Consider the following 20,613-nt stretch of genomic DNA (forward strand, 5'->3'; position numbering starts at 1 on the left):
TTGAACGTTTTACGAAAAAATGATGTAGATCAACTAAATGCATTGGCCCTCGCCTATATGGGCGACGCCGTTTATGAGCAGTCTATCCGCGAGCATTTATTGCGTTCAGGCCGTTCCAAACCGAACATCCTGCACCGCCAGTCGACGACGTTCGTTTCTGCCAAAGCGCAGGCGATGGTCCTGAAGCGGCTGACCGAAGAAAATTTTCTGACAGAACCAGAATTGGCGATTATGAGACGTGGACGCAATGCCAAGTCCGGATCTGTTCCAAAAAATACCGATGTTCAGACCTATAATTTCAGCACCGCTTTTGAAGCGGTTCTGGGCTGGCTGTATTTAAAAGAAGAGCAAGCGCGTGTGGACGAAATCATTTCCTATGCGATTGAGATTGTCGAAGAGCTGGGAGGCGTATTAAAATGACTGAAGAAGAGTTGGCACCGGAGATAATCGGCGGCAAGAACCCTGTACTGGAAGCGCTGCGTGCAGACCGGGACATCAATAAAATCTGGATTGCAGAAGGCGTCCAGAAAAAAGGCATCACTGAATTGCTGCAATTGGCAAAAGACAAAGGCGTCATCGTCCAGTCGGTGCCGAAAAAGAAAATAGACGGACTGACGGATACCAATCACCAAGGCATTGCGGCGGCGGTTGCTGCTTATAATTACGCAAGCCTGGATGATTTATTCGAGGCAGCGGCAGCAAAAAATGAAGAGCCGTTTTTCTTGATCTTAGACGAACTGGAAGACCCGCATAATTTGGGCTCTATCATGAGAACGGCCGATGCAATCGGTGTTCATGGTTTAATTATTCCAAAGCGTCGGGCAGTCGGGCTGACAGGTGTCGTGGCAAAAGCTTCGACTGGCGCCATTGAACATGTGCCGGTCGTACGCATCAATAATTTGTCGCAGACCGTGGATGAGTTGAAAAAGCGAGGCCTGTGGATTGCCGGGACAGATGCTAAAGAGTCGGTCGATTACCGGAGAATGGACGCTGCGCTTCCGCTCGCTGTTATTATTGGCAGCGAAGGCAAAGGCATGAGCCGGATTTTGCGTGACAAATGCGATTTTCTCTACCAATTGCCGATGGTCGGCCATGTTACGTCACTGAACGCTTCCGTAGCGGCAAGTTTGTTGATGTACGAAGTTTACAGAAAGCGCAATCCCCTGGTTTAGTGCCATGAACATTCTGCTGGTTGATGGGTACAATATCATTGGTGATTGGGTCGAACTGCAGGAGTTAAAAAAAGATAAATTGGCAAATGCCAGGGACCGCCTAATTGAGCGGATGGCTGAATACCGGAGCTATAAAGGCTGGCGTGTCATCATCGTGTTTGACGCCCATCTGGTTCCGGGCATTGAAGCCAAGAATCTGCACCACGATGTTGAAGTCATTTTTACAAAAGAAAGTGAAACGGCAGATGAGCGGATTGAAAAACTGGTAGCCAGTTTAAACAATCGCCGTGACCAGATTTATGTAGCTACTTCGGATTTAACAGAGCAATGGGTTATTTTTGGCAAAGGCGCATTGCGAATTTCAGCGAGGGAACTGGAAATTGAAATGATCGAAATACAGGAGAACATCACTAAAAAAGTAAAAGAAATCCAGGAGCAGCGCGGGATTTCAAAAATACCGCTGTCTGGTGAAGTAGCGGAAATTTTCGAAAAATGGCGAAGAGGCTTGAAATGAACGGTTGAGCTCATTTTTTTCTTCCTGTATACTGAACATATCGAGGCTCACGCAATCGGAGGGATCACCCGTGGAAAATCATGAGCAAGTTCAGCCCCAACGATTCACCGGCATGACAGATGAGGAACTTGTCAGTTTAGTCCACAGTGGCAATACGGAAGCATTGGATTTTTTGATTACCAAATTCCGGCCTTTTGTTCGAATGAAAGCCCGGTCGTATTTTCTGATCGGTGCTGATAAGGAAGATATTATTCAGGAAGGCATGATCGGCTTGTACAAGGCGATCCGTGATTTTCGAAGTGATAAATTGTCTTCTTTCCGCGCGTTTGCAGAACTATGCATTATCCGGCAGATTATCACTGCCATTAAAACGGCGACACGCCAAAAGCATATTCCGTTGAATTCATATGTCTCTCTGGACAAGCCGATTTATGATGAGGAGTCTGACCGAACCTTGATGGATGTACTGGCTGGAAACGGCGTCGACGATCCAGAGGACTTAATCATTCATAATGAAGAATTTCAGTATATGGAAGAGAAAATGGGCGAGGTATTAAGCGAACTCGAGCGAGAGGTGTTGGCGCTCTATCTGGACGGCCAATCCTATCAGGAAATTTCGGAAAAGCTGGAGCGCCATGTAAAATCGATTGACAACGCTTTGCAGCGGGTCAAGCGAAAACTGGAGCGCCACTTGCAGATCAATGAGATGCCGAGCTCTTGACGTGCGGTTGACAGGTCTGTTTTAAGGTGATAACCTTGAAAAAGCTGTAAACTTGAATAAGGTGATAACATGGCTAAAAAGATTGTTTTAAGCTGCTCGAAATGTGCATCCCGCAATTATACGGTTCCTGCGAAAGCGGAATCCAGCACACGTTTGGAACTCAAAAAATTCTGTGCTCATTGCAATGGGCATACCGTGCATAAACAAACGATATGAATTTTAACTGAATGCCGGACGATATAGAGTGATTTTGAAATTCGGAGGTTTTTTAAACAATGGGTAACATTGGCGGTTTCTTTAAAAATGTCGTTTCGGAAATGCGGAAAGTTAGCTGGCCGAAACGAAAAGAACTAACTCGTTATACGATCGTTGTTCTTTCTACTTGTATTTTCATGGCTCTGTTCTTTGCAGTAATCGATGCAGGCATCTCGGAAGTATTCCGTTGGTTCTTGGCACTATAAGTCATTCGACAAGAATAACGCATAAAAATAGCCCGTGATTCTATGAGAACGGGTTTTTTTATTTGGTAAAAAAGGAGGGATGGACGTTCAGTCCGCACGATTATGGAGAAAAATTGGTATGTAGTCCATACGTATTCCGGTTATGAAAACAAAGTAAAAGCAAACCTGGAAAAGCGTGTAGAAACAATGGGTATGGAAGACCTTATCTTCCGCGTCATCATTCCGGAAGAACAGGAAACAGATTTTAAAGATGGCAAGAAACGCACCGTCATGCGCAAAACTTTCCCAGGCTATGTCCTAGTTGAGTTGATCATGACAGATGAATCTTGGTATGTGGTCAGAAATACACCAGGAGTTACAGGATTTATCGGTTCATCAGGCGGGGGAGCAAAACCGACGCCATTGCTAGATGAAGAAGTCGATTTCATCCTGAAACAAATGGGAATGACAGAACGCAAAGTGGATATCGATTTTGCAGTTGCCGATACAGTTGAAGTGATGGAAGGGCCATTCGCCAACTTCCAAGGGAAAGTGGAAGAAATCGATGATACAAAAGGCAAAGTTAAAGTGTCGATTGATATCTTCGGCCGCGAAACCAAAATGGAACTGGATTTCGAGCAAGTTCAAAAAGTATAAAAGCCCCTTGCTATTCTGAATTATTAATGGTATTATTTCATAGGTCAGACTGTCATAGGACAATCTGTACAATTTAGCTAATTCTATCAACATCGTTGACAGACAGATATTTGAGTGGGAGGGGAAACCCTATTACCACATCACGGACTTAAGGAGGTGTGTTTCGTGGCTAAAAAAGTTGTAAAAGTTGTAAAATTGCAGATTCCTGCAGCAAAAGCTAATCCAGCGCCACCGGTTGGTCCAGCATTGGGTCAAGCAGGTGTTAACATCATGGGCTTCTGTAAAGAGTTCAACGCGCGTACGGCAGATCAAGCAGGACTGATCATTCCAGTTGAGATTTCAGTATTTGAAGATCGTTCATTTACATTCATTACGAAAACTCCACCCGCAGCTGTTCTATTAAAAGTAGCAGCCGGTATTGAATCAGGTTCAGGCGAACCGAACCGCAATAAAGTAGCGACTGTGAAACGCGACAAAGTTCGCGAAATCGCAGAAACTAAAATGCCAGATCTAAATGCTGCTTCAGTAGAAGCTGCAATGTTGATGGTTGAAGGTACTGCTCGCAGTATGGGCATTACAATCGAAGACTAATTCTAGCAGTTGTTTTTGGATGGGTTGCGCAGTTCATCATGAGCCGCGCAGCCTTTAATCGTGGGAGGTTCATTCCGTTATACCACAACAAGGAGGACGTTTAAAATGGCTAAAACAGGCAAAAAGCTGCAAGATGCAGCAAAATTGATCGACCGTTCAAAACAATACGAAGCAAAAGAAGCAATCGAACTTGCGAAAAAAGCAAGCACAGTGAACTTTGACGCTACAGTAGAAGTGGCTTTCCGTCTAGGAATCGACACGCGTAAGAACGACCAGCAAATCCGTGGAGCAGTAGTACTTCCAAACGGAACTGGTAAAACTCAAAGCGTTTTGGTTTTCGCTAAAGGCGAAAAACTAAAAGAAGCTGAAGCAGCTGGTGCAGATTTCGTAGGCGACGCTGAATATATCCAAAAAATCCAACAAGGATGGTTTGACTTCGACGTGATCGTTGCAACTCCTGACATGATGGGTGAAGTTGGTAAACTTGGACGCGTTTTAGGGCCAAAAGGTTTAATGCCTAACCCGAAAACAGGCACAGTTACATTTGATGTAACGAAAGCTGTCCAGGAAATCAAAGCTGGTAAAGTGGAATACCGTGCAGACAAAACGGGTATCATCCATGCGCCAATCGGGAAAGTTTCTTTTGATGACAGCAAACTTGCTGAAAACTTGGAAGCGATCTATGACGTAATACAAAAAGCGAAGCCAGCTTCTGCTAAAGGTACGTACATCAAATCACTAAACGTTACTACAACAATGGGACCTGCTGTTAAAGTTGATCCATCTAAAGTAGTTGCTAAATAAGATATTGACATCGTATTTTCGCTCTGCTATACTAGCGGAGTTGTGAAATACCCATTTGTACCGCAGACAGCAGGGGCGCAAGCCGCTTAATTTATCCCTGCCGAGGACATGATGAATTCAGTAAACATCTTTTTGATGCTGATTTTATGCCTCTGTGTCTGTAATGGACCAGAGGCTTTTCTTATGGACGGTATAAATGAAAAATCTATAGGAGGTGCCAAAATGAGCAAAGCAGTTGAAACGAAAAAAGTTGTCGTGCAAACAATCGCTGATAAGTTCGGCGCTGCAGCTTCGGTTGTAGTTGTTGATTACCGTGGATTGAACGTTGCACAATTAACAGAACTTCGTAAACAGCTTCGTGAAGCAGGCGTTGAGTTTAAAGTTTACAAAAACTCAATGACTCGCCGTGCGACAGAAATGCACGGACTTGAAGCGATCAACGAACACTTTACAGGACCAAACGCAATTGCATTTTCTAACGAAGATGTAGTCGCACCAGCGAGAATCATCAATACTTTCGCTAAAACAAACGATGCGCTTGAAATTAAAGCGGGTATCATCGAAGGTGCTGTTGCATCTGCTGAAGATGTAAAAGCATTGGCAGAACTTCCATCACGCGAAGGTTTGCTTTCTATGCTACTCAGCGTACTACAAGCTCCAATCCGCAACTTTGCAGCTACAACAAAAGCGGTTGCAGATCAAAAAGAAGAACAAGGCGCTTAATAAGTTAGCCGGCTAGCACGACAAAAAATATTACCTATCAATAGGAGGAAACTATAATGACACAAGAACAAATCTTAGACGCAATCAAAGAAATGACAGTTCTTCAACTTAACGACCTAGTAAAAGCAATCGAAGAAGAGTTCGGCGTAACTGCTGCTGCTCCAGTTGCTGCTGCTGCTGGCGGCGCTGCTGCTGAAGAAGAGCAAACAGAATTCGACGTAGTTCTTACTTCTGCTGGCGATTCAAAAATCAAAGTAATCAAAGCAGTACGTGAAGTAACTGGTCTTGGTCTTAAAGAAGCAAAAGCTCTTGTAGACGAAGCTCCTAAAGCAATCAAAGAAGGCGCTACTAAAGAAGAAGCCGAAGAAATCAAAGGCAAACTTGAAGAAGTTGGCGCATCAGTAGAAGTTAAGTAATTTAATGACTTTATCAAAATGAAAGGAAAGCTCGTCAGTGTATACCGACGGGCTTTTCTTCTTTTTAATTTCATTTGCATAACGGGCAGTTTGCCCGCAATAAGGTGAACGCAAGGAGGACTTTACATGTCTCAACATTATTATTCCAAAAATCCTCAAACAAAAAGCAATCCTCGAGAATGGACAGACGTGTTGCGGGGCGAGAAGTTTCGCTTCCAGACCGATACAGGCGTTTTTAGCAAAAGTGAAGTCGATTTTGGTTCGCGTTTATTGATCGAGACATTTGAACGGGCTGAGATAGATGGGCCGGTGCTGGATGTTGGCTGCGGCTACGGACCTATCGGGATGGCAGTTGCAAAAGCATTTCCTCAAAATCAAGTGCATATGGTCGACGTTAATACACGAGCCATTGAACTGGCAAAAACGAACGTTGAAAAAAATAATGTCACGAATGTCCAGATTTACGAAAGTGATGGCTTAAGCGCTGTTGAAGCAACGGATTTTTCTGCAATTTTAACAAACCCGCCGATCAGGGCAGGCAAAGAAACCATTTTTCGTTTTTATGAAGAAGCTGCTGAAAAGTTAGCGGATGGTGGATCGTTGTGGGTGGTTATTCAGAAAAAGCAGGGTGCTCCTTCAACGCAAGTGAAACTGGAAGAGCTTTTCGGAGAAGTCAGAGTGGTCGATAAGAAGAAAGGTTACTTTATTTTTGAGGCCAGAAAAGTTTGACTTGACAAAACGGCTGTGTTATTATAATGAAATGCAAAATTTATTATTTTGAGGTCGTTTGCCCTTTTTCGGGCTTGGCATGGCGACAGATCTAATCACGTGTAAACCGAAAATGAGCTAATCTTTAGTCTCGTTTTCTTTTTGTCTTTTCGATATCATACACTATTTTGTAGAAATCGCAAAGACCTATAATCGTTTTATTGAGGGGTGAATAAGTTGGTAGGTCAACTAGTTCAGTACGGTCAACATCGTCAACGCAGAAGTTTTTCGAGAATCAGTGAAGTGCTGGATCTTCCGAACTTGATTGAAATTCAATCATCATCTTACGAATGGTTCCTTGAAGAAGGGCTTCGTGAAATGTTCCGGGATATCTCACCGATTGAAGATTTCACAGGAAATCTATCACTCGAGTTTGTTGATTACAGTCTCGCGGAACCGAAGTATCCAGTCGATGAATCGAAAGAGCGTGACGTAACTTATGCGGCACCATTGCGCGTTAAAGTACGTCTGCACAACAAAGAAACGGATGAAGTGAAAGAACAGGATGTCTTCATGGGAGATTTCCCATTAATGACAGAAACGGGTACTTTCGTCATCAACGGCGCAGAACGCGTTATCGTTTCTCAATTGGTTCGTTCGCCAAGTGTTTATTTCCATGACAAGACAGATAAAAATGGTAAAAAAGGCTTCGGAGCAACTGTTATTCCAAACCGTGGAGCATGGCTGGAATATGAAACAGATGCGAAAGATGTCGTGTACGTCAGAATTGACCGCACGCGTAAATTGCCGGTAACGGTTCTTTTAAGAGCGCTTGGCTTCGGATCTGACCAGGAAATCATCGATTTGCTTGGAGATAACGAATTCCTTCAGAATACGCTTGAAAAAGATAACACAGAGAGCACAGAAAAAGCGCTTCTTGAAATTTATGAACGCTTGCGCCCTGGTGAGCCGCCAACAGTTGAAAGCGCGAAGAGCTTATTGTATTCACGTTTCTTCGACCCAAAACGCTATGACCTGGCAAATGTCGGCCGTTACAAAATGAACAAAAAGCTTCATATTAAGAACCGTCTTTTCAATCAGACGATCGCTGAAACACTGGCTGATCCTGAAACAGGCGAAATTCTAGTTGAAGCTGGCACATTGATTGACCGTCGTGTACTTGATCGCTTGATTCCGAACTTGGAAAATGGAGTTGGTTTCCATACTGTTTCCCAAGTGGGCGGTGTCCTGGAAGGCGAAGTTACCTTGCAGTCGATCAAAATCTACGCACCGAACAATGAAGACCAAAAAGAAATTACTGTCATCAGCAACGCTTATATAGAAGATAAAATCAAGCACGTAACACCGGCTGATATTATTTCTTCTATTAGTTACTTCTTTAACCTTCTTTATGGTGTCGGAAACACGGATGATATCGATCATCTTGGTAACCGTCGCCTGCGTTCAGTAGGTGAACTGCTGCAAAACCAATTCCGTATCGGTTTATCCCGTATGGAGCGCGTGGTTCGCGAGCGTATGTCCATCAATGATACGCAGGCAATCGTTCCTCAGCAATTGATCAATATCCGTCCGGTTATTGCATCGATTAAAGAGTTTTTCGGCAGCTCTCAGCTTTCCCAGTTTATGGATCAAACCAATCCATTAGCTGAATTGACGCACAAACGCCGTCTATCGGCGCTTGGGCCCGGTGGTTTAACGCGTGAACGCGCAGGCTTTGAAGTACGTGACGTTCACTATTCCCACTATGGCCGCATGTGTCCGATTGAAACGCCTGAGGGCCCGAACATTGGCTTGATCAACACTCTCTCAACATTTGCGAAAGTGAATAAGTTTGGTTTCATTGAAACTCCTTATCGCCGCGTAGATGGTGAATCTGGCGTAGTGACAGAGCATATTGATTACTTGACTGCTGATGAAGAAGATAACTATGTAGTGGCTCAGGCCAATTCGAAGCTGAATGACGATGGTTCATTTGTCGAAGAAGGCGTTGTTGCACGTTTCCGTGGTGAAAACACCGTTTACAAGCGCGGCAATATCGATTACATGGATGTTTCTCCGAAGCAAGTTGTTTCTGTAGCAACAGCTTGTATTCCGTTCCTTGAAAACGATGACTCCAACCGAGCATTGATGGGAGCGAACATGCAGCGTCAAGCGGTTCCATTGTTAAATCCTGAAGCACCTTTTGTAGGAACTGGTATGGAGCACTTGGCAGCACGCGATTCTGGTGCAGCTGTAGTATCAAAAAATGATGGTATTGTGGAATATGTGGAAGCTAAAGAAATTTCAGTCCGCCGCATTGAAGTTGTGGATGGCAATGAAGTCAGAGGCGACCTTGACACATACAGATTGCAAAAATTCGTCCGTTCTAACCAAGGGACGAGTTATAACCAGCGCCCTATTGTTAAAGTCGGAGACCGTGTTTCGAGACGTGACATCTTAGCTGACGGACCTTCAATGGAACGTGGAGAGATGGCATTAGGAAGAAACGTATTGGTTGCCTTCATGACTTGGGATGGCTTTAACTATGAAGATGCGATCATCATGAGTGAACGCTTAGTGAAAGACGACGTCTACACTTCTGTTCATATCGAAGAGTACGAATCCGATTCACGCGATACGAAACTTGGGCCGGAAGAAATTACGCGCGATATCCCGAACGTTGGAGAAGACGCATTGCGTAACTTGGACGACCGAGGAATTATCCGTGTCGGTGCTGAAGTAAAAGATGGAGATATTCTAGTTGGTAAAGTAACTCCTAAAGGTGTTACGGAATTGACTGCTGAAGAACGTCTGCTTCATGCAATTTTCGGCGAAAAAGCACGTGAAGTGCGCGATACTTCATTGCGGGTGCCTCACGGTGCTGGCGGTATTGTATTGGACGTTAAAATCTTCAACCGTGAAGATGGAGACGAACTGCCACCGGGTGTAAACCAGTTGGTACGTGCATATATCGTTCAGAAACGTAAAATTTCTGTCGGCGATAAAATGGCTGGACGCCACGGAAACAAAGGTGTTATCTCAAGAATTTTACCTGAAGAAGATATGCCATTCATGCCAGACGGCACACCGGTCGACATCATGTTGAACCCACTTGGTGTACCATCCCGTATGAATATCGGTCAGGTACTTGAGCTGCATCTTGGAATGGCTTCCCGTTCACTTGGAATTCATATGGCTTCATCAGTATTTGATGGAGCGAATGAAGAAGATGTTTTGGAAACTATGGAAGAGTCAGGTATGCCACGCGATGGTAAAACGATTCTTTATGACGGCCGTTCTGGTGAAGCATTCGATAACCGTGTGTCAGTAGGAATCATGTACATGATCAAACTTGCCCACATGGTCGATGATAAATTACACGCCCGTTCAACTGGACCTTACTCATTGGTTACACAACAGCCGTTGGGTGGTAAAGCACAATTCGGCGGACAGCGTTTTGGTGAGATGGAAGTATGGGCACTTGAAGCATACGGTGCTGCACATACATTACAAGAGATCCTAACGGTGAAGTCGGATGATGTAGTCGGACGCGTGAAAACCTATGAAGCAATTGTCAAAGGTGAAAGTGTACCGGAGCCAAGTGTGCCGGAATCATTTAAAGTTTTGATCAAAGAGCTTCAAAGTTTAGGTATGGACGTTAAGATGTTAACGATTGATGATGAAGAAATTGAATTGCGCGATTTGGATGAAGAAGAAGATCTTCAGCCTGCTGATTCATTGAATATCCTGCCGATTGCAGATGCAGAAGCACCGGTCGGAACAATTGATTAATAACCATTGGATTCGAACGGCTCTAACCGGCCGTTCTCCATTTATTCACTTAGCCATTACCGAGGAAGAGCCGTACAGAAACTCGAGACAAAAGGGAGGTAGGCTCCTTGATAGATGTTAATAATTTTGAGTATATGAAAATCGGATTAGCGTCACCCGATAAAATTCGCTCATGGTCTTATGGAGAAGTCAAAAAGCCAGAAACAATCAATTACCGTACACTGAAACCTGAAAAAGATGGTTTGTTCTGTGAACGTATTTTCGGTCCTACAAAAGACTGGGAATGCCATTGTGGTAAATACAAGCGTGTCCGTTATAAAGGCGTTGTTTGCGATCGCTGTGGCGTTGAAGTCACGCGTTCTAAAGTTCGCCGCGAACGCATGGGGCATATTGAATTAGCAGCTCCTGTTTCGCACATCTGGTATTTCAAAGGAATTCCGAGCCGTATGGGACTTATCCTGGATATGTCTCCACGCTCACTTGAAGAAGTGATTTACTTTGCTTCTTATGTAGTAATCGATCCTGCGGATACACCGCTTGAAAAGAAACAGCTTCTTTCTGAAAAAGAATACCGTGCGTACCGTGATAAGTTTGGCAAGAAATTCCAAGCTGCCATGGGTGCTGAAGCAATAAAACGCCTATTGCAGGAAATCGACCTTGAGCGCGAAACGGATTCCCTAAAAGAAGAGTTGAAAACAGCTCAAGGCCAACGCCGCACTCGTGCAATCAAACGCCTTGAAGTGGTTGAGTCATTCCGTAATTCAGGAAACAATCCTGACTGGATGATCCTTGATGTACTTCCTGTTATTCCACCTGAACTTCGCCCGATGGTTCAATTAGATGGCGGCCGCTTTGCGACTTCTGATTTAAATGACCTTTATCGCCGCGTAATCAACCGGAACAACCGCCTGAAACGTCTGTTGGACCTTGGCGCACCAAGCATTATCGTACAAAACGAAAAACGCATGCTTCAAGAAGCTGTTGATGCGTTGATCGATAACGGCCGCCGCGGTCGTCCGGTCACAGGACCTGGTAACCGTCCATTGAAATCTCTTTCTCATATGCTGAAAGGGAAACAAGGACGTTTCCGTCAGAATCTTCTTGGTAAACGAGTTGATTACTCAGGCCGTTCCGTTATCGTAGTTGGACCTAACCTGAAAATGTATCAATGTGGTTTGCCGAAAGGTATGGCAATCGAATTGTTTAAGCCGTTCGTTATGAAAGAATTGGTTGAACGTGGATTGGCCCACAACATCAAGAGCGCAAAACGCAAAATCGAACGTCTTCATTCTGAAGTTTGGGATGTACTGGAAGATGTTATCAAGGAGCACCCGGTTCTATTGAACCGAGCACCAACACTTCACAGACTGGGTATCCAGGCATTTGAACCGACACTAGTTGAAGGTAAAGCAATCCGTCTTCATCCGCTTGTATGTACTGCATACAATGCCGATTTCGATGGTGACCAAATGGCTGTTCACGTACCTTTATCATCCGAAGCACAAGCAGAAGCAAGATTATTGATGCTTGCGGCTCAAAACATTTTGAATCCAAAAGACGGAAAACCTGTTGTAACACCATCTCAGGATATGGTTCTAGGGAACTATTACTTAACGCTTGAGCGCAAAGGTGCTACAGGAGAAGGCGCGACTTTCTCAGGACCTGAAGAAGTCATGATCGCTTATCAAACAGGCCATGTGCACTTGCATACTCGTATTGCAATTCAAGCTGGAGCCGTCAATAACCCGACGTTCACAGAAGAACAAAACAAAATGCTTTTATTGACAACTGTCGGTAAAATTATTTTCAATGAAATTCTGCCGAAGTCATTCCCATATATCAATGAACCAACTGATTACAATTTGCAGGTAGAAACTCCAGCGAAATATTTCGTCGCTACAACGACTGATATTCGCAAGCATATTGAAGAAGCGGAACTTGTGACACCGTTCAAGAAGAAAATTCTTGGGGAAATCATTGCGGAAGTATTCAAACGTTTCCATATTACGGAAACTTCTAAAATGCTTGATCGCATGAAGAGCCTTGGATTCAAATATTCGACACAAGCCGGCATCACTGTTGGTGTGGCGGATATCGTAGTTCTTCCGGATAAGGGAGAGATACTGGTCGATGCACAAGCAAACGTAGACAAAGTTATGCAGCAATTCCGTCGCGGATTGATTACAGAAGAAGAGCGATATGCACGTGTCATTTCATATTGGAGCAGTGCTAAAGATATCATTCAGAGCAAACTGATGGCATCTCTTGATAACTTGAATCCAATCTTTATGATGAGTGATTCCGGAGCACGTGGTAATGCATCCAACTTTACACAGCTTGCTGGTATGCGCGGACTCATGGCCAACCCGGCTGGGCGCATTATTGAACTTCCGATTAAATCTTCTTTCCGTGAAGGATTGACCGTACTTGAATACTTCATCTCTACTCACGGTGCTCGTAAAGGCCTTGCCGATACAGCACTTAAAACAGCCGATTCTGGTTACTTGACTCGTCGTCTCGTAGATGTTGCACAAGATGCAATTGTCCGCGAAAATGACTGCGGCACTGACAGAGGCCTGCTGGTAGGGGCGTTGATGGAAGGCACAGAAGTGATTGAAGAGCTTGATGAGCGTATCGTTGGCCGTCATGCTAAGAAAACTATCCGCCATCCGGAAACAAAAGAAATAATTGTAGCGAAAGATGAATTGATTACACAAGATTTGACTCGCCTCATTCTTGAAGCGGGCATCAAAGAAGTAACAATTCGTTCTGCGTTTACATGTAATACAAAACACGGCGTTTGTAAGAAATGCTACGGTACGAACTTGGCAACTGGAGACGAAGTTGAAGTGGGCGAAGCAGTAGGTATTATTGCGGCTCAATCAATCGGTGAACCAGGAACTCAGCTTACGATGCGTACATTCCATACAGGCGGGGTTGCAGGAGACGATATTACTCAAGGTCTTCCGCGTATCCAGGAAATATTTGAATCGCGTAATCCGAAAGGCCAGGCAGTTATTTCTGAAATTACAGGTACAGTTACTGAAATTGATGAAATTCGCGAAGGTCAGAAAGAAGTAACGATTCAAGGAGATGTTGAAACACGTAAATATCTAGCTCCATACAATGCGCGCATCAAGGTTCAAGTTGATGATGCCATCGTTCGCGGCGAAGTATTGACGGATGGTTCAATCGATCCGAAACAATTACTTCAAGTAAAAGATGTTCAAGCTGTTCAAGTGTATCTATTGAAAGAAGTTCAGAAAGTATACCGTATGCAAGGGGTAGAAATTGGCGATAAGCACGTAGAAGTTATGGTTCGTCAAATGTTCCGTAAAGTCCGTGTCATTGAAGCCGGAGACACTGAATTGCTTCCAGGTTCACTTTTGGATATTCACCAATTTACTGAAGCCAACGTCAAAGCGGTGCTGGAAGGCAACTTGCCAGCAACAAGCCGTCCTGTCATTCTAGGGATTACGAAAGCTTCACTTGAAACAGAATCATTCCTATCAGCCGCGTCATTCCAGGAAACGACTCGCGTCCTAACCGATGCAGCGATCAAAGGAAAACGTGATGAGCTTCTAGGATTGAAAGAGAATGTCATTATCGGTAAACTTGTTCCAGCCGGAACAGGAATGCAGCGTTACCGTCAAATTAAGATTGCTCAAAGTGAAAAAGCAGCGAAGCAGGAAATTGTCGGTACAGAGTCATAAGATAGTTTTTGGATTCCGGGGGAGCTACTGACAGTCTCCCGGGATTTTTAAGAATTCAGTTGACAGTATTGTCATAGAATGATAATATGTTGAGGGTTGATGGTTAACGGTCTGACACTTTGGAGGATATGCAAATGTCTAATGAAAAAGTAAAACAGGCGAATGAAATAATCATCGGTACAAAGCAGACAGTAAAAGCATTAAAAAGCGGCATTGTCCAAGAGATAATAGTGGCAAAAGACGCGGACGATCGAATGACCGAACAGATTATCCAACTAGCCTTAGAAAAAGGTATTCGGATCGAGTTTGCAGATTCACGATTGAAGCTTGGCAAAGCATATGGCATTAATGTCGGTGCAGCTGCTGTGGCTATTACTGGATAACAGTTTTTGTGTAAAACACAAAGACTTTGTTTTTTACCCAAAAATGAACCACCTGGATATGTGGTATTAGAACACCTTTTGAGAGGAGGAAAAAATCGATGCCTACAATTAACCAATTAGTTAACAAGCCTCGTAAACCAAAGAGCACGAAATCAGGTTCACCAGCGCTAAACAAAGGGTACAACAGCTTTAAAAAGTCTCAAACTAACGTGACATCACCACAAAAACGTGGAGTATGTACTCGTGTTGGTACGATGACACCAAAAAAACCAAACTCGGCATTGCGTAAATATGCTCGTGTACGGTTGACTAACCAAATCGAGGTTAATGCTTACATCCCTGGAGAAGGTCACAACCTTCAAGAGCACAGTGTAGTTCTTCTTCGCGGCGGACGCGTAAAAGATTTACCGGGTGTGCGTTACCATATCGTACGTGGAGCACTTGATACAGCTGGAGTAAACGGCCGTATGCAAAGCCGTTCTAAATACGGAACTAAACGTCCTAAAGTAAAAAAATAATAAATTAACTTAACGAAGAGATTTCGTTGAAAGGAGGAACATACATGCCTCGTAAAGGTCCTGTAGCTAAACGTGACGTGTTACCAGATCCAATTTATAACTCGAAATTGGTGACACGCTTAATTAATAAAATGATGGTTGACGGAAAAAGAGGTACTTCACAAAAGATTCTATACGGAGCGTTTGAGTTAGTTAAAGAGCGCAGCGGTAAAGATCCAATTGAAGTATACGAACAAGCATTGACTAACGTTATGCCAGTTCTTGAAGTACGCGCTCGCCGTGTTGGTGGTGCAAACTATCAGGTACCGGTTGAAGTTCGTCCTGAACGCCGTACAACTCTAGGTCTTCGCTACCTTGTAAACTATTCACGTCTTCGTGGAGAGAAAACAATGGAAGAGCGTTTGGCTAATGAAATTTTAGATGCTGCTAACAACACTGGAGCAGCTGTTAAAAAACGTGAAGATATCCATAAAATGGCGGAAGCAAACAAAGCGTTTGCTCACTATCGCTGGTAATTTCTTTCGAGATGTTCTTAACATCTTAATCCGAAACGGAAGGAGAAAAACAACATGGCTAGAGAGTTCTCCTTAGACAAAACACGTAATATCGGGATCATGGCACACATTGATGCTGGTAAAACGACTACTACGGAGCGTATTTTATACTACACTGGTAGAATCCACAAAATTGGTGAAACGCATGAAGGTGCTTCTCAAATGGACTGGATGGAGCAAGAGCAGGAACGTGGAATTACAATCACATCTGCTGCTACAACTGCTTCATGGAAAAACCACCGTGTTAACATTATCGATACTCCAGGACACGTAGACTTCACGGTTGAAGTTGAACGTTCATTGCGCGTACTTGATGGAGCTGTTACGGTTCTTGATGCTCAATCAGGTGTTGAGCCTCAAACTGAAACAGTTTGGCGTCAAGCTACAACATACGGCGTTCCACGTATCGTATTCATCAACAAAATGGATAAAATCGGTGCTGATTTCCTTTATTCTGTAGGCACTTTGCATGATCGCCTACAAGCTAATGCTCACCCGATCCAATTGCCAATCGGCGCAGAAGATGAGTTTTCAGCAATTATTGACCTTGTTGAAATGAACACACGCTTCTATGCAAACGATTTGGGAACTGAAATTACAGAAGGTGAGATTCCTGAAGAGTATAAAGAGCTTGCTGAAGAGTGGCACACTAAATTAGTGGAAGCTGTTGCTGAGCTTGATGAAGACTTGATGGAAAAATACCTAGGTGGGGAAGAAATCACTACAGAAGAACTTAAAGCTGGTATCCGTAAAGGCACACTAGACGTTGAGTTTTACCCAGTGGTTTGCGGAACTGCATTTAAAAATAAAGGGGTTCAATTAATGCTTGATGCAGTAATTGATTACCTACCATCACCACTTGATGTACCGCCAATGACTGGCGTTCTTCCAGATTCGGATGAAGAAGTATTGCGTAAACCTAGCGAAGACGAGCCATTCTCAGCGCTTGCGTTTAAAGTAATGACAGATCCATATGTTGGGAAGTTGACTTTCTTCCGTGTGTATTCTGGAACTCTTAAATCCGGTTCATATGTTCAGAACTCTTCTAAAGGCAAGCGTGAGCGCGTAGGACGTATCCTTCAAATGCACGCAAACTCCCGTGAAGAAATTGCTGAAGTATATTGTGGAGATATTGCTGCTGCTATCGGACTTAAAGATACATCGACTGGTGATACTTTAAGCGACGAGAAACATCAGGTTATCCTTGAGCGCATGGTATTCCCAGAACCTGTTATCTCACTTTCTGTGGAACCTAAATCAAAAGCGGATCAAGACAAAATGGGTCAAGCCCTTGCGAAATTGCAAGAAGAAGATCCAACTTTCCGTGCGCACACTGACCAGGAAACTGGCCAAACAATCATCGCGGGTATGGGGGAACTTCACCTTGATATCCTAGTTGACCGTATGCGCCGTGAGTTCAACGTAGAAGCTAACGTGGGTGCACCTCAGGTATCTTACCGTGAGACATTCCGTGAGTCTGCTAAAGTTGAAGGTAAATTCGTACGCCAATCTGGTGGACGCGGACAGTTCGGACACGTTTGGATCGAGTTCTCTCCAAACGAAGAAGGAGCAGGTTTTGAATTTGAAAATGGTATCGTTGGTGGTGTTGTTCCACGTGAATACATCCCAGCAGTTGAAGCGGGTCTTCGTGACTCTCTAGACAACGGTGTTATCGCCGGATATCCTTTGATCGATATCAAAGCTCGTTTGTTCGACGGATCTTACCATGATGTTGACTCGAATGAGATGGCATTTAAAGTTGCTGCTTCTATGGCGCTTAAAAATGCAATTTCAAAAGTACGTCCGGTTCTTCTTGAGCCAATTATGCGTGTTGAGGTTGTTATCCCTGAGGAATACCTTGGAGATATCATGGGTGACATTACGTCACGCCGAGGCCGTGTAGAAGGTATGGACGCTCGCGGAAACGCGCAAGTTGTTCGTGCTATGGTACCTCTTGCAGAAATGTTCGGTTATGCGACTTCATTGCGTTCAAACACGCAAGGCCGTGGTGTGTTCTCAATGCACTTCGATCACTATGAAGAAGTACCGAAATCAATTTCTGAAGAAATTATCAAAAAAAATAAAGGTCAATAATTGAATTTTGATCTTTAATAAAGTATAAATAGTTTGTATGCACGGAATAATAGGGCCCTATTATTCCGGCACTTCAAACAAACATTCACTTACATTTTGAGGAGGATTTTTCTAATGGGAAAAGCTAAATTTGATCGTTCTAAAACGCACGCGAATATTGGTACAATTGGTCACGTTGACCATGGTAAAACAACTTTAACTGCAGCAATCGCTACAGTTCTTGCTAAAAAATCAGGCGGGGAAGCTCGTTCTTACGCTCAAATCGACAACGCACCTGAAGAAAAAGAGCGCGGTATCACAATCAATACTTCACACGTTGAGTATGAAACTGAATCACGCCACTATGCACACGTAGATTGCCCTGGACACGCCGATTATGTTAAAAACATGATCACTGGTGCTGCTCAAATGGACGGCGGAATCTTAGTAGTATCTGCTGCTGACGGCCCAATGCCACAAACTCGTGAGCACATTCTTCTTTCACGCCAAGTTGGTGTTCCTTACCTAGTAGTATTCATGAACAAATGCGATATGGTAGATGACGAAGAACTTCTTGAACTAGTTGAAATGGAAGTGCGCGATCTTCTATCTGAATATGACTTCCCTGGCGATGACATTCCTGTCATCAAAGGTTCTGCTCTTAAAGCTCTTGAAGGCGAAGCAGAATGGGAAGAAAAAATCGTTGAATTGATGGATGCAGTTGATAGCTATATCCCAACTCCACCACGTGACACTGACAAGCCATTCATGATGCCTGTTGAGGATGTATTCTCAATCACTGGCCGTGGTACGGTTGCTACTGGACGCGTTGAACGCGGACAGATCAAAATCGGTGATAACGTTGATATCATTGGTCTTACTGAAGAACCAAAATCTACTACTGTAACAGGTGTAGAAATGTTCCGTAAATTGCTTGACTATGCTGAAGCTGGCGACAACATTGGTGCACTTCTTCGCGGAGTTTCTCGTGACGACGTACAACGTGGACAAGTATTGGCTAAACCAGGCACAATCACTCCACACACTGAGTTCAAAGCTGAAGTTTATGTTCTTTCAAAAGAAGAGGGTGGACGTCACACTCCATTCTTTACAAACTACCGTCCACAGTTCTACTTCCGTACAACTGATGTAACTGGCGTTTGTAACCTTCCTGAAGGTGTAGAAATGGTTATGCCTGGAGATAACATCGAAATGATCGTTTCTCTAATCTCTCCTATCGCACTTGAAGAAGGAACTAAGTTCTCTATCCGTGAGGGTGGACGTACTGTAGGCGCTGGCGTTGTTGCTACAATCACTAAGTAATAACTGCTGAGTGTTGATTTTAGACCCTGTCTCATTTAATGAGACAGGGTCTTTTTTTTTTGCATTGTACCAAAGGATGAGTACTAAATAACCGCTGAAATTCCTGGTGTTCATAAAATATTCAAACTTTTTAAAAAGTCTTGAGAAGCTAGTAATAGCAACAATGAAAACGGATACATAATTTGAGAATATTCAAAATTAACGAAAAAGTAACAAGAAGTTGATTGACACGTTATTGAATAGGCGATATGATAGCAACAATTTAAAAAACACAAACAGAATTCGATATATTGCATATTATAAAACTTTCGAGAAAGAAGTGGACATCATGAGCGAACAAGTAATTTATTTAAACGGTGAATTCGTAAAAAAAGAAGACGCTAAAATTTCAGTTTATGATCACGGGTTTTTATACGGTGATGGTGTGTTTGAAGGAATCCGTTCTTACAACGGAAATGTCTTTCGGCTGGAAGAACACCTTGAGCGCCTTTACGATTCAGCAAAATCTGTGATGCTCGAGATCCCACACACTTTTGAGGAAATGACTCAAATTGTTGTCCAAACTTTGAGAGAAAATAAATTCAAGGATGCCTATATTCGCCTCATAGTTTCGCGAGGAGTTGGAAACTTAGGGTTGGACCCTTATAGCTGTTCTCATCCCAGCGTAATCGTAATAGCCGAACCTTTATCATTGTTCCCTAAAGCGATGTATGAAACAGGAATCGAAATTGTGTCGGTTGCTACACGCAGAAGCCGTGCAGATGTACTGAGCCCGAAAGTTAAATCATTGAACTATATGAACAATATCTTAGTGAAGCTCGAAGCTCATTTAGCAGGCGTTTCTGAAGCGCTCATGTTGAATGATCAAGGGTATGTAGCCGAGGGCTCAGCAGATAACATTTTCATTGTCCGAAAAAACAAGTTGCTGACACCTCCAGGATATGTTGGTGCACTTGAAGGAATTACACGAAATGCAATCATGGATGTAGCTGCTGAAAAAGGCTATGACATCCAAGAAGCTGTTTTTACAAGACACGACGTTTATGTAGCGGATGAAGTATTCCTGACAGGAACTGCTGCAGAGGTTATTGCGGTAGTGAAAGTGGATGGCCGAGTGATCGGTGAAGGAAAGCCTGGCCCCGTTACAAATGATTTGCTTGAATCGTTCAGAGAGCTTGTTCAGAACGATGGAGTCAAAGTATATGCCGATCATTTAAATGTAGTATAAGAAAAGATCATCTCAATCAAATATTAGTTCAACTCAATGACGAGGTTAAAGTAAATGGAAGCTGTATTCACAGAGAGCCGGTATAGGTGGAAGCCGGTAATACAACCATTTGCGACATCCCCTCTGAGTGGATTGCTGAAAAGCTTCGGCTGTTTAGGTAGTCCCGGTGACTTGCAAGTTAAGAGCCATCGTTAACAAAGGATAAGCACTGCTTATCTATGAGGCTGCGGTTGCGCAGTGAACTAGGGTGGTACCATGAAGCTTTTTCATCCCTATGCGAAGA

At 43.6% G+C, this 20,613-nt stretch carries 20 protein-coding genes and 1 other annotated feature; all 20 genes read left to right on the forward strand.

Annotated elements, in window-relative coordinates; genetic code table 11:
* The 20 genes from GJB59_RS14240 to ilvE all read left to right on the forward strand — a co-directional run bounded on the left by GJB59_RS14240 (position 1) and on the right by ilvE (position 20,330).
* On the forward strand, positions 1 to 420 hold the full coding sequence (locus tag GJB59_RS14240; RefSeq protein WP_142830487.1) for a Mini-ribonuclease 3: 420 nt from the start codon (positions 1 to 3) through the stop codon (positions 418 to 420).
* Positions 417 to 1,172: a 23S rRNA (guanosine(2251)-2'-O)-methyltransferase RlmB gene (rlmB, locus tag GJB59_RS14245; protein ID WP_142830490.1), complete on the forward strand. Its 756-nt coding sequence runs from the start codon at positions 417 to 419 to the stop codon at positions 1,170 to 1,172. The genes GJB59_RS14240 and rlmB overlap by 4 nt, the downstream gene beginning before the upstream one ends.
* Before the next feature lie 4 nt (positions 1,173 to 1,176).
* Positions 1,177 to 1,686 carry an NYN domain-containing protein gene (locus tag GJB59_RS14250; RefSeq protein WP_142830493.1) on the forward strand — a complete coding sequence of 170 codons (510 nt, stop codon included), beginning with the start codon at positions 1,177 to 1,179 and terminating at the stop codon, positions 1,684 to 1,686.
* A gap of 70 nt (positions 1,687 to 1,756) precedes the next feature.
* Positions 1,757 to 2,407 carry an RNA polymerase sporulation sigma factor SigH gene (gene sigH, locus GJB59_RS14255; RefSeq protein ID WP_142830495.1) on the forward strand — a complete coding sequence of 217 codons (651 nt, stop codon included), beginning with the start codon at positions 1,757 to 1,759 and terminating at the stop codon, positions 2,405 to 2,407.
* A 69-nt stretch (positions 2,408 to 2,476) separates the two neighbouring features.
* Entirely contained in the window at positions 2,477 to 2,623 is a 147-nt protein-coding gene (gene rpmG, locus GJB59_RS14260; protein ID WP_142830497.1) for a 50S ribosomal protein L33, read from the forward strand.
* Between the two features lie 59 nt (positions 2,624 to 2,682).
* Complete coding sequence (gene secE, locus GJB59_RS14265) at positions 2,683 to 2,868, forward strand: preprotein translocase subunit SecE (RefSeq protein ID WP_142830499.1); 186 nt, start codon at positions 2,683 to 2,685, stop codon at positions 2,866 to 2,868.
* 102 nt (positions 2,869 to 2,970) lie between these two features.
* Positions 2,971 to 3,504: a transcription termination/antitermination protein NusG gene (nusG, locus tag GJB59_RS14270; RefSeq protein WP_142830501.1), complete on the forward strand. Its 534-nt coding sequence runs from the start codon at positions 2,971 to 2,973 to the stop codon at positions 3,502 to 3,504.
* 165 nt (positions 3,505 to 3,669) lie between these two features.
* Positions 3,670 to 4,095, forward strand: a complete 426-nt coding sequence (rplK, locus tag GJB59_RS14275; RefSeq protein WP_006828906.1) for a 50S ribosomal protein L11 — start codon at positions 3,670 to 3,672, stop codon at positions 4,093 to 4,095.
* Positions 4,096 to 4,200: 105 nt separating this feature from the next.
* Positions 4,201 to 4,899, forward strand: coding sequence for a 50S ribosomal protein L1 (gene rplA, locus GJB59_RS14280; RefSeq protein WP_142830503.1), 699 nt, complete (start codon positions 4,201 to 4,203; stop codon positions 4,897 to 4,899).
* A 42-nt stretch (positions 4,900 to 4,941) separates the two neighbouring features.
* Positions 4,942 to 5,090 (forward strand) — a sequence feature (ribosomal protein L10 leader region).
* Between the two features lie 31 nt (positions 5,091 to 5,121).
* Entirely contained in the window at positions 5,122 to 5,622 is a 501-nt protein-coding gene (rplJ, locus tag GJB59_RS14285) for a 50S ribosomal protein L10 (protein WP_142830505.1), read from the forward strand.
* A gap of 56 nt (positions 5,623 to 5,678) precedes the next feature.
* Complete coding sequence (rplL, locus tag GJB59_RS14290) at positions 5,679 to 6,038, forward strand: 50S ribosomal protein L7/L12 (protein WP_142830507.1); 360 nt, start codon at positions 5,679 to 5,681, stop codon at positions 6,036 to 6,038.
* A gap of 126 nt (positions 6,039 to 6,164) precedes the next feature.
* Positions 6,165 to 6,767, forward strand: a complete 603-nt coding sequence (locus GJB59_RS14295) for a class I SAM-dependent methyltransferase (RefSeq protein WP_142830509.1) — start codon at positions 6,165 to 6,167, stop codon at positions 6,765 to 6,767.
* A 216-nt stretch (positions 6,768 to 6,983) separates the two neighbouring features.
* Complete coding sequence (gene rpoB / locus GJB59_RS14300) at positions 6,984 to 10,538, forward strand: DNA-directed RNA polymerase subunit beta (protein WP_142830512.1); 3,555 nt, start codon at positions 6,984 to 6,986, stop codon at positions 10,536 to 10,538.
* A 107-nt stretch (positions 10,539 to 10,645) separates the two neighbouring features.
* Positions 10,646 to 14,251 (forward strand): DNA-directed RNA polymerase subunit beta', encoded by a 3,606-nt coding sequence (gene rpoC, locus GJB59_RS14305; RefSeq protein WP_142830514.1) that lies wholly within the window; start codon positions 10,646 to 10,648, stop codon positions 14,249 to 14,251.
* A gap of 134 nt (positions 14,252 to 14,385) precedes the next feature.
* Positions 14,386 to 14,634 carry a ribosomal L7Ae/L30e/S12e/Gadd45 family protein gene (locus tag GJB59_RS14310; protein ID WP_142830516.1) on the forward strand — a complete coding sequence of 83 codons (249 nt, stop codon included), beginning with the start codon at positions 14,386 to 14,388 and terminating at the stop codon, positions 14,632 to 14,634.
* A 98-nt stretch (positions 14,635 to 14,732) separates the two neighbouring features.
* Entirely contained in the window at positions 14,733 to 15,152 is a 420-nt protein-coding gene (rpsL, locus tag GJB59_RS14315; RefSeq protein WP_142830518.1) for a 30S ribosomal protein S12, read from the forward strand.
* Between the two features lie 44 nt (positions 15,153 to 15,196).
* Positions 15,197 to 15,667 carry a 30S ribosomal protein S7 gene (rpsG, locus tag GJB59_RS14320; protein WP_008432480.1) on the forward strand — a complete coding sequence of 157 codons (471 nt, stop codon included), beginning with the start codon at positions 15,197 to 15,199 and terminating at the stop codon, positions 15,665 to 15,667.
* Between the two features lie 54 nt (positions 15,668 to 15,721).
* Positions 15,722 to 17,800: an elongation factor G gene (gene fusA / locus GJB59_RS14325; RefSeq protein ID WP_142830520.1), complete on the forward strand. Its 2,079-nt coding sequence runs from the start codon at positions 15,722 to 15,724 to the stop codon at positions 17,798 to 17,800.
* 114 nt (positions 17,801 to 17,914) lie between these two features.
* Entirely contained in the window at positions 17,915 to 19,102 is a 1,188-nt protein-coding gene (tuf, locus tag GJB59_RS14330) for an elongation factor Tu (protein ID WP_142830522.1), read from the forward strand.
* A gap of 328 nt (positions 19,103 to 19,430) precedes the next feature.
* Positions 19,431 to 20,330 (forward strand): branched-chain-amino-acid transaminase, encoded by a 900-nt coding sequence (ilvE, locus tag GJB59_RS14335; protein ID WP_142830524.1) that lies wholly within the window; start codon positions 19,431 to 19,433, stop codon positions 20,328 to 20,330.
* Positions 20,331 to 20,613: the final 283 nt, after the last annotated feature.

This window comes from Planococcus soli (assembly GCF_016881065.1).
Classification (GTDB): Bacteria; Bacillota; Bacilli; order Bacillales_A; family Planococcaceae; genus Planococcus; species Planococcus soli.

Excerpts from the sequence above, each read along its gene's own strand:
- rlmB (WP_142830490.1), top strand. The coding sequence starts at position 417 with ATGACTGAAGAAGAGTTGGCACCGGAGATAATCGGCGGCAAGAACCCT.
- GJB59_RS14250 (WP_142830493.1), top strand. The coding sequence starts at position 1,177 with ATGAACATTCTGCTGGTTGATGGGTACAATATCATTGGTGATTGGGTC.
- rpmG (WP_142830497.1), top strand. The coding sequence starts at position 2,477 with ATGGCTAAAAAGATTGTTTTAAGCTGCTCGAAATGTGCATCCCGCAAT.
- secE (WP_142830499.1), top strand. The coding sequence starts at position 2,683 with ATGGGTAACATTGGCGGTTTCTTTAAAAATGTCGTTTCGGAAATGCGG.
- nusG (WP_142830501.1), top strand. The coding sequence starts at position 2,971 with ATGGAGAAAAATTGGTATGTAGTCCATACGTATTCCGGTTATGAAAAC.
- rplA (WP_142830503.1), top strand. The coding sequence starts at position 4,201 with ATGGCTAAAACAGGCAAAAAGCTGCAAGATGCAGCAAAATTGATCGAC.
- rplJ (WP_142830505.1), top strand. The coding sequence starts at position 5,122 with ATGAGCAAAGCAGTTGAAACGAAAAAAGTTGTCGTGCAAACAATCGCT.
- rplL (WP_142830507.1), top strand. The coding sequence starts at position 5,679 with ATGACACAAGAACAAATCTTAGACGCAATCAAAGAAATGACAGTTCTT.
- GJB59_RS14295 (WP_142830509.1), top strand. The coding sequence starts at position 6,165 with ATGTCTCAACATTATTATTCCAAAAATCCTCAAACAAAAAGCAATCCT.
- GJB59_RS14310 (WP_142830516.1), top strand. The coding sequence starts at position 14,386 with ATGTCTAATGAAAAAGTAAAACAGGCGAATGAAATAATCATCGGTACA.
- rpsL (WP_142830518.1), top strand. The coding sequence starts at position 14,733 with ATGCCTACAATTAACCAATTAGTTAACAAGCCTCGTAAACCAAAGAGC.
- rpsG (WP_008432480.1), top strand. The coding sequence starts at position 15,197 with ATGCCTCGTAAAGGTCCTGTAGCTAAACGTGACGTGTTACCAGATCCA.
- fusA (WP_142830520.1), top strand. The coding sequence starts at position 15,722 with ATGGCTAGAGAGTTCTCCTTAGACAAAACACGTAATATCGGGATCATG.
- tuf (WP_142830522.1), top strand. The coding sequence starts at position 17,915 with ATGGGAAAAGCTAAATTTGATCGTTCTAAAACGCACGCGAATATTGGT.
- ilvE (WP_142830524.1), top strand. The coding sequence starts at position 19,431 with ATGAGCGAACAAGTAATTTATTTAAACGGTGAATTCGTAAAAAAAGAA.